Source organism: Okeania sp. (assembly GCF_983059655.1).
This window is the reverse complement of the sequence record NZ_CEZPJD010000135.1, coordinates 1-13,423: the sequence shown is the minus strand read 5'-3', so window position 1 is coordinate 13,423 and position 13,423 is coordinate 1. Positions and strand designations below refer to the sequence as shown.

Here is a 13,423-nt window from a genome sequence, read left to right as displayed (position 1 = left end):
TCTTGATTATTAACTGGAGGATTAAAAGTACTTGTTTGAGCAATACTTTCTTCATCCAATTCAGAACTACTGCCTAATTCTTGATTATTAACTGGAGGATTAAAAGTACTTATTTGAGCAATATTTTCTTCATCCAATTCAGAACTACTGCCTAATTCTTGATTATTAACTGGAGGATTAAAAGTACTTGTTTGAGCAATACTTTCTTCATCCAATTCAGAACTACTGCCTAATTCTTGATTATTAACTGGAGGATTAAAAGTACTTATTTGAGCAATATTTTCTTCATCCAATTCAGAACTACTGCCTAATTCTTCAGCTACTGAAAAATCATCATTGTCGTTAGTAGTAGTTGTTATTTGTGGTGTTAAAACTGTTTGAGATGGAACTGTAGTAGAATTTTCTAAGACTTGTCGTCCAGACTCTCCTATAATAGAAGTCGGTGGTACAACTTGATTTGCTTCAATATCATTTTCTAGAATCGTTGCCACTGAACCAATACAAGCATTAGCCCCTATTTTACTCTTACCAACTACTAACACTCCCGCACCAATAGTGACTCCTGACTCAACTTCAATGTTGCCCTGGTAAGCATGAAGAATAACCCCCATACCAATACAAACTCCTGTAGCAATAACTATCTGACAACCAGCAGCAGCTTGGAGAATGACACCAGGTGCGATCGCCACATTCGGCTCAATTTTTACATCACCACTAACAAAAGGCTCAGTATTTTCAATAGGTTGTAGTGGTGTGAACTGCATAAATACTCCTTTCAACTATCGGACTGAAAGCCATTTCAGTTATCAGTTATCAGTTATCAGTTATCAGTAACTCATCCAATAGGGAGATAAGAAAATACTGAAATTGACTTTCTATTGGTCTCATGGATATGGCGAGATTTTCTCGCCATTCCTAGACCGCTTTTCATCCTCTTAAAAGGTGAGGATATTGACCTTACTTTTTGGTCTAAAGTTCAAAAAAGTTGTGACTTTTGACTTTCTGGTTTTTTCTTTACTTAGCCTTACCGTTAGGTTGCTGAATAATCATTTCTAAAACACGGCGTTTAGCTTGAGTATCGATACCAATTAAGCGGACATATTCTCCCTCGTGTTGAGCTAGAGTTTCCTCAATAGCTGGGAAAACATCAGCATCACGTTTGCCATTAATTTGAGTATCCGTTTTCCAAGAACTGGTCTTGAAACGACGTTGATCTGCATACTCTGTACCTATTTTGTAGCCACTTGCAATCAAAGAGCGGACTTGTTCCACAACCTCTTGAGTTAGCTTCTGAGTACTAGCAGTAGCTGTTACACTACTATATGATGGTTGATAACTATTGCCTACTCCGTTGGAAGTAGTAGCTTGAGCTGTAGCAACTCCTTGGCGTTTGCCATTTGGCTCCTGAATTAATACTTCCAACACCCGACGTTTGGCAACAGGATCGACACCAATTAAACGTACATATTCCCCACTATACTGTACCAAAGCTGCTTCTAATTCTTCTATTGCTTGTGGAGTAGTCTGTGCCGAAATGGGAGCGCTCTGCCAAGAGCTAGTCTTAAAGCGACGTGCATTAGCATGTTCTATGCTGATGCGATATCCTTGATTAAATAGTGAACCCACTTGAGCTAAAACGTCCTGACTTAATCCTGTATTCGCACTACCTTGACTTGATACACTGGTTTGAGCAGTATTATAAATAGGAGGTTGACTATTGCCTACTCCATTAGAAGCTGTAGTAACTCCTTGGCGTTTGCCATTTGGCTCCTGAATCAATACTTCCAACACCCGACGTTTGGCAACAGGATCGACACCAATTAAGCGTACATATTCACCACTATATTGTGCCAAAGCTGCTTCTAATTCCCCTATTGCTTGTGTAGCATTCTGTGCCGAAATGGGAGCGCTCTGCCAAGAGCTAGTCTTAAAGCGACGTGCATTAGCATGTTCTATGCTGATGCGATATCCTTGATTAAATAGTGAACCTACTTGAGCTAAAACTTCCTGACTTAATCCTGTATTCGCACTACCTTGGCTATTTGCAGGGGTTTTAGCAGTGAAAGAGGCTCCAGCAGATTGCTTAATAGGGCGATCGCCTGGTTGTTGAACTAATGTTTCTACAACACGACGTTTAGCAACAGGATCAACGCCAATCAAACGTACATATTCACCACTATGTTCTGCCAAAAACTGTTCTATAGCTGGTAATACTTGTGAGGCACTGGTTTCTGAAATAGTCGGACCATTTTGCCAAGAGCTAGTTTTAAAGCGACGTTCATTGGCATACTCAGTGCTAATTTTGTATCCTTGAGATAGCAAAGAGTTTACTTGCTCTGCAATTTCTGGAGTTAATCCTGTAGTATTTGTGGTAACAGATTGACCACCAAAAGCAGGGGGAACACTATAATTACCAGTAGTCGATTTTTGAGGAATTTTTTTGCCGTCAGGCCGTTGAATCATAATTGGAGAAACTCGGCGTTTGGCTTTGGGATCAATACCAAACAGACGTACATATTCTCCAGCATGATCTTCGACACAAGCTTCTAGAGCTGCTACTACTTCTGAAGAATTTTTGCTTTGAATTGGAGAGCAAGTACTCCAGGAACCAGTTTTGAAGCGACGAACATCAGCGTGTTCTGTGCCAATATCGTATCCTTGGGATACTAGCTGTCTTACTTGAGCAACTACTTCTGGGGTTAAAGAACCAGTTGCCGCTGAAGATTTGTAACTGTAACCGTTACCGTTACTGTAATTACTATTCATGTCATTTTTAATAGGTTTAATACAGGAGACATTTTTTGCACAGAGATAACCTTGTCGTAAAGATTCGTTAATTCCCACCACATGATGGCTAAATTCCATATCTGCTGGTTGTACGTCTGGCAAACGATCTGCTTGCTGTTGATTTGTAATAACTGCTCCTGAAGGTACATACTTACCGGGAGCAATTTCTACGTCTTGGATGAGAGCATGGAGCATCACGATACAGCCTTCACCAATACGGGCATTAAATACTGTAGAGCGAAAGCCGATAAAAGACTCATCTCCGATATAGCAGGGGCCGTGAATTAGGGCTTTGTGAGTGATAGAAACATCTTTACCTATCCATACAGAATAGCTTTGGTTGTCGTCTCCTACTACTCTTCCTTGTTCTAGGCCGTGAATTACTACTCCATCTTGGATATTGCTTCCTGCGCCGATAAAGAAGGGAGTACCTTCATCAGCACGAATGGATGTACCGGGAGCTACTAATACATGGGCTCCCATGCGAACATCTCCAATAACATTAGAAAAGGAGTGAACATAAGAGCTACTATCTATCTTTGGCTGTGCCAAATTTTTTGACCAGGGGGTTGGTGGAGCCGCTTCGTTGCGGTGTGGCATATTTTTTTTCTCCTTCAGCTAAATGTTGGATGTTAGTGTATTAAATAAATTTCTTGTATGGCGATGTGCGCTGGCATGCATATTTACAAATGGTAGGAACTGTCCATCTTATACTATCAGCTTTTTATTCCCCCTATTGCCTCTCTTGGTAAGCATTCCGCAAGTTAGCTGGCGGCGATGCGGGGTCTGACCGCTATTGCCTATTGCCTGTTGCCTGCGCGCAGCGCTATAGTTCAAGATTTCAACATCCAACAGTTCAAGCTATTGTTAATTAATTGACTGTTCAACGATATTGGTCTTTTTTACTGTAGATCATGCGATTGTCCACCGCGATCGTGTCAATAATTGCGACTACTCTGGCATCTATAGGCAGTTGTTCGCTACGAGGTATTTCACGAGCTGCTCCGCCACGACTAACCAAAACCCATTCATCTATTCCAGCTCCGACATTATCGGCAGCTACTTCATATTTAGGCAGTGCATGGCCTTCTTTGTCTATGAATTGCAGCAGAAGTAGCTTTGTTCCTTGTAAGCTAGGCTCTTTTTGGGTGCTGACAACAGTGCCACAAACTTTGGCAATTTGCATGATCTCTTAATTTAATGACATGATTTCAGATATTAGATTTTAGATTGAAACTTGAAAAGTTGTTTTTCACTCTTAGTTTGATTATGTGCTATAATTTATTCACTAATGGTCGCTAGTATTCCCTTATTTCTACTCAGAAGTGCCAATTTTTTCTAGTCTGTAGAATATCACGCTCATGCCTGACTGCAATAACATATCCTTCAGCTTTCAATAAATATTCACTGATAATTACTGAGGACTTTGATAAATTAATTGCTGCATCTTAGAGATATTTATCGCATCTGAAAAATTGCAGCTTTCAGTAGTCAGACTAAAAACAGAAACTATTTTACGGTTCCAAACTCAGAGTTGAGGATTAAATAAACTCTAGAGGTTTATGAATGGAAATATATCTGTTGACGGTATACTCCATTTAACTCTTGATAGATAATAAAATCCTCACTCCCACCGAGCACAGCTTTTAAAAGTAGGAAATTTACCGAATAATTAATAATTAAATAATTCTGGTTTAAAGCCGACCTTTTTAAGGGGAAAAAAAGAAATAACATTTCCTTATATTCAATTCCGTAACGGTTTTAATCAGAGGTAATTATCAATTATCCATTATCAATTAATGAACTACTGCTGTTTTACTCTAGGAAACACTTTCTAGCTAGGTAAATTATCTTTTTCAGTTCAATCTCAAAACCTGCTATCCGCAATCAAGTTATGGTCTGTTTACTGGACGAACAGCGTTTGTGCTGTCACGAAACTGTTCTACCTCTTCTGTATAACGAATAGGTAAAACATACTCTAGGTTTTCATGGGGACGAGCGATGATATGGGTAGACATTGTTTGGCCTCCATTCACCCGCTTGACGTTATCAACTCCTGCTGCTACAGAAGCTTGTACTTCAGATACATCTCCACGAATAATTACAGTTACCCGACCACTACCAATTTTTTCATAGCCAACAAGGGTGACTCGTGCAGCTTTCACCATTGCATCTGCCGCTTCTACGACTGCTGGAAAGCCTAGGGTTTCTACCATCCCGACGGCAATTGACATTATTCTTACTCCGTGATATTCTTTTGCTTTACTTGTATATGTATTAACTTTTCTTAGTTATGGCTATTTGGAATAATAATTGCTTTTCCAAATAATGCCCGATGTTGGGGAGCGATCAATTCCTAAATTTACTAGAATTTTATGATGATAATTTTTGAATGCTTTCCCTGGAATGGGCAATCTCTTGAGAATGATTGCCCTAAAATCTTAGGGTAAAGTTGGTATTTTTGCTCACAGAACCTAAAGCACTAGCTTAAAGCTTGTAAATTTAGCATTCTTAAAATTTACAGAATATATATTTTTGATATGCAAAATTACTTAGCTCTAAGACTTTAATCATTATGTTTGCAGTTATCTGCAAATAAAAATTTTCATCAACTAGATCTAGTTAAAATATTTGTAGTATTTCTCACTGCCTCAAATTAGTCTTGCTAACTAATAAGTTCGGAACTGATCGACTTCTTCAGTATATCGAATTGGTAATACATACTCTAAGTTTTCGTGGGGACGAGCAATGATATGAGTGGATACTACCTCACCACCGTTAACTCGTTTGGCTGATTCTATACCTGCAGCTACAGAAGCTTGTACTTCTGATACATCTCCTCGGACAATTACTGTTACACGAGCGCTACCAATTTTCTCGTAACCGACGAGAGTAACTCTAGCTGCTTTAACCATCGCATCCGCAGCTTCTACTACCGCTGGAAACCCTCTAGTTTCAATCATTCCTACCGCAATTGGCATTTTTTTTCCTCCTATTGACCAATAGTTAACTTAAGCATTGAGGCCAGTGTCGTCTCTAGATAGTTTTCAAGGGAATCCCCATTTTTATGATTAAATCTATCAAAATGCTATAGCTTTAGCATAGAGAAACATGGCATCGTTGACAATAGCAACTATCATCATAATTCATAATTGTAGATATTTATAAAAATAAATTCCCTAAAATTGAAATCTTTGGACTTAGTGACTTAATTATGAATTCAACGATCCTCAGTCTCCAGATACTAATCCTAAATTTTTTTTTATTACTTTTGGAACCATGCTCTTTAGGAGTAGGAAAAAATCAGTACATATACTTATAATAAGCCGAACCTATATTAATCATATATATTTATTTTAACAGTGAAGGTAAACAAATAATAAATGATAGAATTTCTGACTCAAAACTGTTGGTGGATACCTTTTTATAGCTTAGTTGGATCAATTTTGACTTTACCCTGGTCAATAGGGATAATCCAACGCACAGGACCACGGCCAGCAGCTTATTTTAATATCTTTATGACGTTAGTGGCCTTTATTCATGGTTCTATTGTTTATCAGGCTGTCTGGAGCCAAGAACGACGAGAAATCATATTCAACTGGCTACAAATCTCAGACCTCAACTTATCTTTTGCCTTTAATATCTCATCTGTAACCGTTGGAGCAATGGATGTTGTAACGGGTTTCAGTCTATTAGCCCAACTTTATGCTTTGGGGTATTTAGAAAAAGATTGGGCGCTAGCCAGATTTTTTGGACTAATGGGATTTTTTGAGGCAGCAATGAGTGGCTTAACAATTAGTGACTCTTTGTTCATTTCCTATGCTTTGCTAGAAATGCTGACTCTTTCTACCTATCTGTTAGTAGGTTTCTGGTATGCTCAACCTCTGGTCGTCACAGCAGCTAGAGATGCATTTTTAACCAAGCGGGTGGGAGATGTTTTACTACTTATGGGAGTAGTTGCCATATCAGCTTTGGCTGGAAGCATGAATTTTACTGACCTATATGAATGGGCTGAAAGAGTAGAGCTTTCTCCCATTACAGGTAATTTGTTAGGGTTGGCTTTGATTGCGGGGCCAATAGGTAAATGCGCTCAATTTCCTCTACATCTATGGTTGGATGAGGCAATGGAGGGGCCAAATCCTGCTTCGATTTTGCGGAATACTGTGGTGGTTGCTATCGGAGCTTATGTAATGATTCAAATGCAGCCGATTTTAATTATTGCTCCTATAGCTTTAAATGTATTAGTGGCGATCGGAACTGTAACGGCGATCGGAGCTTCTCTAGTTGCTCTGGCTCAAATTGACTTGAAGCGTACTTTGTGTCATTCTACTAGCGCTTACCTGGGTTTAGTGTTTATTTCTGTTGGTACAGAATGGACTGGTTTTGGTTTGCTATTACTGTTGGCTCATTGCATTGCTAAAGCACTATTATTTATGAGTGCTGGGGGTGTAATATTAACTACTAATAGCCAAGACCTTACAGAGATGGGAGGGTTGTGGTCTCGAATGCCAGTTACTACAAGTTCTTTTTTGGTAGGCGCTGCGGGTTTAATCGGGTTACTACCTTTAGGGGGTTTCTGGGCATTACGGCAAGGTTTGGATGTGTTTTGGATTATCGATCCTTGGGTAGTACCTGTTTTGTTATTTGTTAATTTCTTGACTGCTTTAAATTTAACCCGTGTTTTCCGTCTGGTATTTTTGGGTGAATATCAGCAGAAAACGAAACGCGCACCAGAAGTTCCCTGGCCGATGGCTGTGCCAATGGTATCATTAATTATCATTACTCTACTTACGCCGATAATGATGCAACGGTTATCACTATTACCTGACTGGGGTTATCTAAACTTAGCTGTTGTCATCTTGTTAGTTGCGTCTGGTTTGATTGGTGTTATTTTTGGTAGCATGATGGAGTTAGGTAGAAGTTGGTCTCGACCAGTATATGCTCCTTTGCGTTTTGTTCAAGATTTGCTTGCTTATGATTTCTATATCCATGGTTTCTACAATGTAACTGTGGTATTTTTAGTTACTCAAATTTCAAGGTTAAATGCTTGGGTTGACCGTTATATTGTTGATGGAGTTGTTAATTTAGTTGGCTTGGCAACGATTTTTAGTGGGGAAGGTTTGAAGTATGGGGTGTCTGGTAAAGTTCAATCTTATGTGCTTACTATTCTGATAGGGGTTAGTGTTTTTGGGGTTTTGGCGCTGTGGTCGATCAATTTTAGTTTTTGAAGGTAAGGAAGTAAGGCAGAAGGCAGAGGGCAGAAGGCAGATACATCTAATTTTATGCAGAGGGGCGGGGGCGCAGGGCTAATTCATTATCGCGCCTAGAATATTTACAACTCTATATTTTTGGTTAACTAACTCTAGCAAGATGTACAAAATTTCAAAGGATACAATTTTTCTCCCTTGGCAATGAATTGACAAATGCTCCCCTCTTCCCCTCCTGGGAGGGTTTAGGGGTGGGTCTCCTACTCCCCTACTACATTTTTCTAAGCGTGACAATAAATTGACCCTGGGGCGGGAGCGGGTTTACCCAGCCGTGGGTGACACCATTAACTTAACGCGGAACCCACCCCTACTATAGACATCTCCAATAATAAAAAATAAAATTAATTATCTTCATTAATGGATAATGGATAATTGATAATTACCTCGGGTTAAAACCGCTACGGAATTGAATATAAGGAAATACTATTTCTTCTCTTGGTTGATTGGATATGGCGAGGGGACCGCTCTTATCAGAGCCGCTCCGAAGATCGTCATCCGGAGACCGCTTTTTTCCCCTTAAAAGGGGAGGCTTTAAACCCGAATTATTTAATTATTAATAAGTTAATTATTCGGTAAATAAATCATTAAATTAGGGTTTACCGTTCTAATCTAAAAGCACTGGTAAATAAAGGTAAATGCCTTTTGAAAGTCGAAAAAAGTACACTTGTTTTAATTCACTTACCCTCAAAAAGTGAGAATGCGCGGGGTGAGAGGGGCAAAAGAATCACTCTAACAATTATTCCTCCTACTTTACCCTGTTTTTCTTGTCCTCCCTGTCTTCCCACACTCTGCTTTTTTGCTTTTTTCATCAAACACTAATTATTTCCACCTGCTTCCTATTTTCTGGAGATGTGTTATGAATAACTTTTCCTCTCAAACTGAAAAACTTAACTTCTGGACAAAATTAGCTTATGGTGCTGGCGATCTAGGTCCGGCAATTTGCGTTAATATCCAGGTATTTTTCTTGCTGTATTTTTTTACTAATGTTGCTGGTTTACCTGCTGGTATTGCGGGTAGTATTTTGATGATTGGGAAGATTTCTGATGCTATTAATGACCCGATAATTGGGGTGATGAGCGATCGCACTGTTCATCCTTGGGGTAGACGCTATCCTTGGATGGTTTTTGGTGCTATTCCTTTTGGGATTTTATTTTTTTTGCAGTGGATAGTTCCTAGTACTAATCAATCTTTTTTATTTTGGTACTATGTGATAATTGCTATTTTATTTAATCTTGCTTATACAGTTGTTAATCTTCCCTACGCTGCTTTAACTCCAGAGTTAACACAAAATTACCATGAACGAACAAGTTTAAATAGTTTCCGATTTGCTTTTTCTATTGGCGGTAGTATTCTTTCTTTAGTTCTTGCTCAATTAATTTTTTCTGTTTTCCCAGATAATCCTATTCAACAGTATATAGTTTTGGGTATAGTCTGTGCCGTAATTTCTGTTTTACCTATTTATTGGTGTTTTTTTGGAACTCGCAAACGGACACTTTCTGCTAATAAAAAACAGGAGGAAGATAATAATACTAATTTACCAATTATTGAACAAATTCGAGTTGCTTTTAGTAATATTCCGTTTTTATTTGTGATTGGAATTTATCTGTGTTCTTGGTTGGCAGTACAATTAACGGCGTCGATTTTGCCTTACTTTGTAATTAACTGGATGGGGCTACCAGAAGCGACTTTTCCTCAAGTGGCGATCGCTGTTCAAGGTACTGCTTTAACTATGTTATTTGTTTGGAGTTTTGTTAGTAAAAAACTAGGGAAGAAAGCTGTTTATTTTATGGGTGTTTGTTTGTGGATAATTGCTCAGGGTGGGTTATTTTTTATTCAACCTGGACAGATTGGTTTATTGTATTGTTTGGCAATAATGGCTGGTTTTGGGGTATCAACTGCTTATTTAGTTCCTTGGTCTATGATTCCTGATGTTATTGATTTGGATGAGTTAAATACAGGGCAAAGAAGGGAGGGGATTTTTTATTCTTTTATGGTTTTTTTGCAGAAGGTAGGATTAGCTATTGGATTGTTTTTAGTAGGGGTAGCTTTGGATATTGCTGGATTTATTGAAAGTGTTCCTGGGGAGACTCCACCTATTCAACCAGACTCTGCTCTTTTGGCAATTCGGGTGGCAATTGGTCCGTTGCCTACTGTGTTTTTAATTGTGGGATTATTGTTGGCTTATTTATATCCTATTACACGGGAAGTACATGATGAAATATTGTTGAAGTTGAGAGAAAGAGGGAAGTAGAGGAGTGGGGGAGTAGGGGAGTAGGGGAGTGAGGGAGTGGGGGAGTAGGGGAGTAGTAAAAATAAGAATAATTAATGCTAAATAGAATGCCAATTATCAAAGAAATGATTTTGTTGATGCTAATTACTTAATAATTGAAGTGTACCTAAGTATAGCATCACTTTTGGTAATTGGTATAATAAGAAGGTGTTAGGTTTTATGTTAAAAAAAATAACTTTGGAAAATTGGAAAAGTTTCCGTCATGCTGAGTTATATATTGACCCTTTAACAGTTTTAATTGGTACTAATGCTAGTGGAAAATCTAATGTTGTTGATGCTTTGGATTTTTTGAATAGTATTATGCAAGGTACTTCAGTAGAAGCGGTATTAACAGGTGATATAGCTGCCGCTAGGCTCCGCCAACGCTTTACTCCAGGTATTAGAGGTGGAGTTGAATGGGCAGTTAGAAAACCAGAAACAAAATTTAGTTTTCAAGTATTAGTAGATGGCGAAAATGAAACTGAGGATTATTTTTATAAAATTACTATAGAAATTACTCCTATTGTACAGCTAATAGATGAATCAATTATTTCAACTAGAAGTGATAATTTTTCTTCATCTGAGGAACCTGACTTTATTGCTCATTTTGTCATAGAAAATTCAGCTTTTAAAACGAGTTTAAAAAATGGGAAAGAATTTCTAGAATTTGTTTATCCAAATCCTCATTCTTGGTTAGGCAAACTTGGAGGCCAATTCATTCCTTTCTATAAATTTGATTCTGTTGAGCACATGATATATGCTCACAATACAATACCAAACCTTCTCAAAAATATTTTTATTTTCAATCCTATACCTTCCCAAATGCGGAATTATTCACCTCTATCAAAAAAGTTAGAAAGAGATGGTTCTAATATTGCTGGAGTTTTAGCAGCATTACCAGAACAACAGAAGGCTGAAGTAGAAGAATATTTATTAAAATATCTGGCAAAATTACCAGAAGGAGATATGCGAAAAGTTTGGGCTGAAACTGTAGGAAGATTAGAAAGCGATGCCATGCTTTACTGTGAAGAAATATGGCATTATAATCAAGAACCAATGATAGTTGATGCTCGTGGAATGTCTGATGGAACTTTACGATTTTTGGCAATTTTAACAGCTATGTTAACTCAGCCAAAAAAAAGTTTAATTGTTATAGAAGAAGTAGATAATGGTTTGCATCCTTCTCGTGCTGGATTATTATTACAAATGTTAAGAGAAATTGGCGAGCAGCGCAAAATTGATGTTTTGGTTACAACTCATAATTCTGCTTTATTAGACGAACTAACTCCAAAATTTATTCCTTTTGTGATGGTGACTTATCGAGATAAAAAAACTGGAGAAAGTCAGTTAATTCCTTTAGAGGATATTGAAGATTTACCGAAGTTAATGGCATCAGGAACTTTAGGAAAAATTGCCAGTAAGGGTTTGATTGAGAAAAGTATTAAAGCAGATTATAAAGTCTGAAAAAAGTGCTAATTATTGATACTTCAATTGTCTGTGTTTATTTGGGAGTAACATTTCAGTTATCAGTTATCAGTACCTCTTTATTTCTCCAAGCCTAAATTTAATCCCACAAATATGTGACTTCATCATATTGTATCTGTTGGGTTGCGCTATCGCTTAACCCAACCTACTGTATTATAATAGTTGAAAAAGTTGGTTTAAAGATTCAGGAGTAAAGATGAATGCCAGCTAAAGACTTCTATCACGATATAGTAAAAAATGCCTTGATTAAGGATGGATGGACGATTACTAACGATTGATATCAAATCCGGTTAATTGTACATAGAATCCTATTATATAATATCTGTCTATTAATTCTATAAATACTTCAATATTTAATCTCCCCTACTCCCCTACTCCCCCACTACCCTACTCCCCTACTCCCCCGCTTCCCCCTTAATCACACTCCACTAAATTACCAGCAGAAACAAACCCTGACAAAGGAGAAGTAATTTCTACCCACCTACGTTTTTCACCATTTCGGTCAGGAATTAAACGATAATTTTCCACAAGGGTAAGCTGACTATCAACAGGTACTTTTCCTTTATATTCGGAGCGTCTAGTAGCATTTGTCCGTACTGCTAAACCCCGTGGTGCTTTTTTACTATCAATTTGACGACATAAATTTCGATCTACTTGTGATGTTGACTCATTAGGAGAGGGTGTTTCTGTAGGTAAATTATCAACAGAATTATTTTGACCAGAAGGTTCCGTTGGAGTTTCTGTAAATACTTCAGAACATTCTATTAAATTGTTTTCATTGCCTGGAAAACCCCTAGAAACAAACCCGGAAATAGGAGCAGTAATTTCTACCCAAGTACGACCCGCTGGACCTCTAATATTGCGATAACCTTCTATTAATTTCACCTGTTGATTTGCATCTACAGTGCCTACTGTGGGAGAGTTTGGGGTTGGTCTTTTTTGAACAATTAAACCTTGTTCATCATTAACTTGACGACATAAATTAGCAGTTTCTTGAGATGTTTGAGCCATTTTAATAGTTGTAGCGATCGCTCTTTTGGGAACACCGAGGGCGATCGTTAGTATTAATGTTAGCAATGTCACTGGTTGACGCATATTTTGTCAAAATTTAAAAGTCAAAAAAAGTTGATGTAGTTTGTCAAATAAATATTAAATCCAGCTGCGTTACTAACGCAACATCCCACAGCACCCGGTGCGTGAGGTGCATTACTAGATTTTATAATCCCTGGCAATTTCCGGAAAATAGTGTTATGATAGAAGTTGGAAAATAACTGACAATTGAGTATCGCGTTATTTCGATCCCGACTTTGAGTCATCCCTAATGGTTGCCTAGTCAAGAAAAAGAAAGCGCAAAATAAATACTCATGTGAGTTGGCCATAAATAAGTCAAAAAAATAGCGCTTTGGGGATTTTCCTTGAAGCATTGCGTTAGCGAAGCGGCGCGTTAGCGCGATACCGCCTGCGTTGATGGTTTTGCCATCACGTTGCTATGAACGGTTTTCCCGACTTTTGCCGGGAATTGCCGGGCTTGATGTATCTGTAAAATCGACCATTATTTCAGACACAGACATATATTCAATGGTGCGTTACGCTGTCGCTAACACACCCTACTGGA

Annotated in this window: 10 protein-coding genes; 4 read left to right on the top strand and 6 right to left on the bottom strand. The window is 38.1% G+C overall.

The annotated features are described in order from the left end of the window. The 5 genes from ccmN to AC3DU7_RS10250 form a co-directional block, all read right to left on the bottom strand. On the bottom strand, positions 1-764 hold a 764-nt coding region (ccmN, locus tag AC3DU7_RS10270), incomplete at its 3' end, for a beta-carboxysome scaffolding protein CcmN (RefSeq protein WP_488039252.1). A 250-nt stretch (positions 765-1,014) separates the two neighbouring features. Next, the gene (gene ccmM, locus AC3DU7_RS10265) at positions 1,015-3,387 is read right to left on the bottom strand and encodes a beta-carboxysome scaffolding protein CcmM (RefSeq protein WP_488039251.1); all 2,373 of its coding nucleotides are present in this window, start codon (positions 3,385-3,387) and stop codon (positions 1,015-1,017) included. A 283-nt stretch (positions 3,388-3,670) separates the two neighbouring features. Then, positions 3,671-3,973, bottom strand: coding sequence for a beta-carboxysome shell vertex protein CcmL (gene ccmL, locus AC3DU7_RS10260; RefSeq protein ID WP_488039250.1), 303 nt, complete (start codon positions 3,971-3,973; stop codon positions 3,671-3,673). Between the two features lie 706 nt (positions 3,974-4,679). After that, on the bottom strand, positions 4,680-5,021 hold the full coding sequence (locus tag AC3DU7_RS10255) for a carbon dioxide-concentrating mechanism protein CcmK (protein ID WP_124146613.1): 342 nt from the start codon (positions 5,019-5,021) through the stop codon (positions 4,680-4,682). Positions 5,022-5,456: 435 nt separating this feature from the next. Then, positions 5,457-5,768, bottom strand: a complete 312-nt coding sequence (locus AC3DU7_RS10250; protein ID WP_124146612.1) for a carbon dioxide-concentrating mechanism protein CcmK — start codon at positions 5,766-5,768, stop codon at positions 5,457-5,459. A 402-nt stretch (positions 5,769-6,170) separates the two neighbouring features. Between AC3DU7_RS10250 and AC3DU7_RS10245 the strand changes: the two genes are divergently transcribed. The 4 genes from AC3DU7_RS10245 to AC3DU7_RS10230 all read left to right on the top strand — a co-directional run bounded on the left by AC3DU7_RS10245 (position 6,171) and on the right by AC3DU7_RS10230 (position 12,086). After that, entirely contained in the window at positions 6,171-8,015 is a 1,845-nt protein-coding gene (locus AC3DU7_RS10245) for an NAD(P)H-quinone oxidoreductase subunit F (protein WP_488039249.1), read from the top strand. An 895-nt stretch (positions 8,016-8,910) separates the two neighbouring features. Continuing rightward, positions 8,911-10,305 (top strand): MFS transporter, encoded by a 1,395-nt coding sequence (locus AC3DU7_RS10240; protein ID WP_488039248.1) that lies wholly within the window; start codon positions 8,911-8,913, stop codon positions 10,303-10,305. 198 nt (positions 10,306-10,503) lie between these two features. Beyond that, complete coding sequence (locus AC3DU7_RS10235) at positions 10,504-11,787, top strand: AAA family ATPase (RefSeq protein WP_488039247.1); 1,284 nt, start codon at positions 10,504-10,506, stop codon at positions 11,785-11,787. A 221-nt stretch (positions 11,788-12,008) separates the two neighbouring features. Further along, the gene (locus tag AC3DU7_RS10230; RefSeq protein ID WP_488039253.1) at positions 12,009-12,086 is read left to right on the top strand and encodes an element excision factor XisH family protein; all 78 of its coding nucleotides are present in this window, start codon (positions 12,009-12,011) and stop codon (positions 12,084-12,086) included. 136 nt (positions 12,087-12,222) lie between these two features. Here AC3DU7_RS10230 and AC3DU7_RS10225 read toward each other — a convergent pair whose 3' ends face one another. Then, positions 12,223-12,903, bottom strand: coding sequence for an SH3 domain-containing protein (locus tag AC3DU7_RS10225; protein WP_488039246.1), 681 nt, complete (start codon positions 12,901-12,903; stop codon positions 12,223-12,225). Positions 12,904-13,423 lie beyond the last annotated feature (520 nt).

Excerpts from the sequence above, each read along its gene's own strand:
- ccmM (WP_488039251.1), bottom strand. The coding sequence starts at position 3,387 with ATGCCACACCGCAACGAAGCGGCTCCACCAACCCCCTGGTCAAAAAAT.
- ccmL (WP_488039250.1), bottom strand. The coding sequence starts at position 3,973 with ATGCAAATTGCCAAAGTTTGTGGCACTGTTGTCAGCACCCAAAAAGAG.
- AC3DU7_RS10255 (WP_124146613.1), bottom strand. The coding sequence starts at position 5,021 with ATGTCAATTGCCGTCGGGATGGTAGAAACCCTAGGCTTTCCAGCAGTC.
- AC3DU7_RS10250 (WP_124146612.1), bottom strand. The coding sequence starts at position 5,768 with ATGCCAATTGCGGTAGGAATGATTGAAACTAGAGGGTTTCCAGCGGTA.
- AC3DU7_RS10245 (WP_488039249.1), top strand. The coding sequence starts at position 6,171 with ATGATAGAATTTCTGACTCAAAACTGTTGGTGGATACCTTTTTATAGC.
- AC3DU7_RS10240 (WP_488039248.1), top strand. The coding sequence starts at position 8,911 with ATGAATAACTTTTCCTCTCAAACTGAAAAACTTAACTTCTGGACAAAA.
- AC3DU7_RS10235 (WP_488039247.1), top strand. The coding sequence starts at position 10,504 with ATGTTAAAAAAAATAACTTTGGAAAATTGGAAAAGTTTCCGTCATGCT.
- AC3DU7_RS10230 (WP_488039253.1), top strand. The coding sequence starts at position 12,009 with ATGCCAGCTAAAGACTTCTATCACGATATAGTAAAAAATGCCTTGATT.
- AC3DU7_RS10225 (WP_488039246.1), bottom strand. The coding sequence starts at position 12,903 with ATGCGTCAACCAGTGACATTGCTAACATTAATACTAACGATCGCCCTC.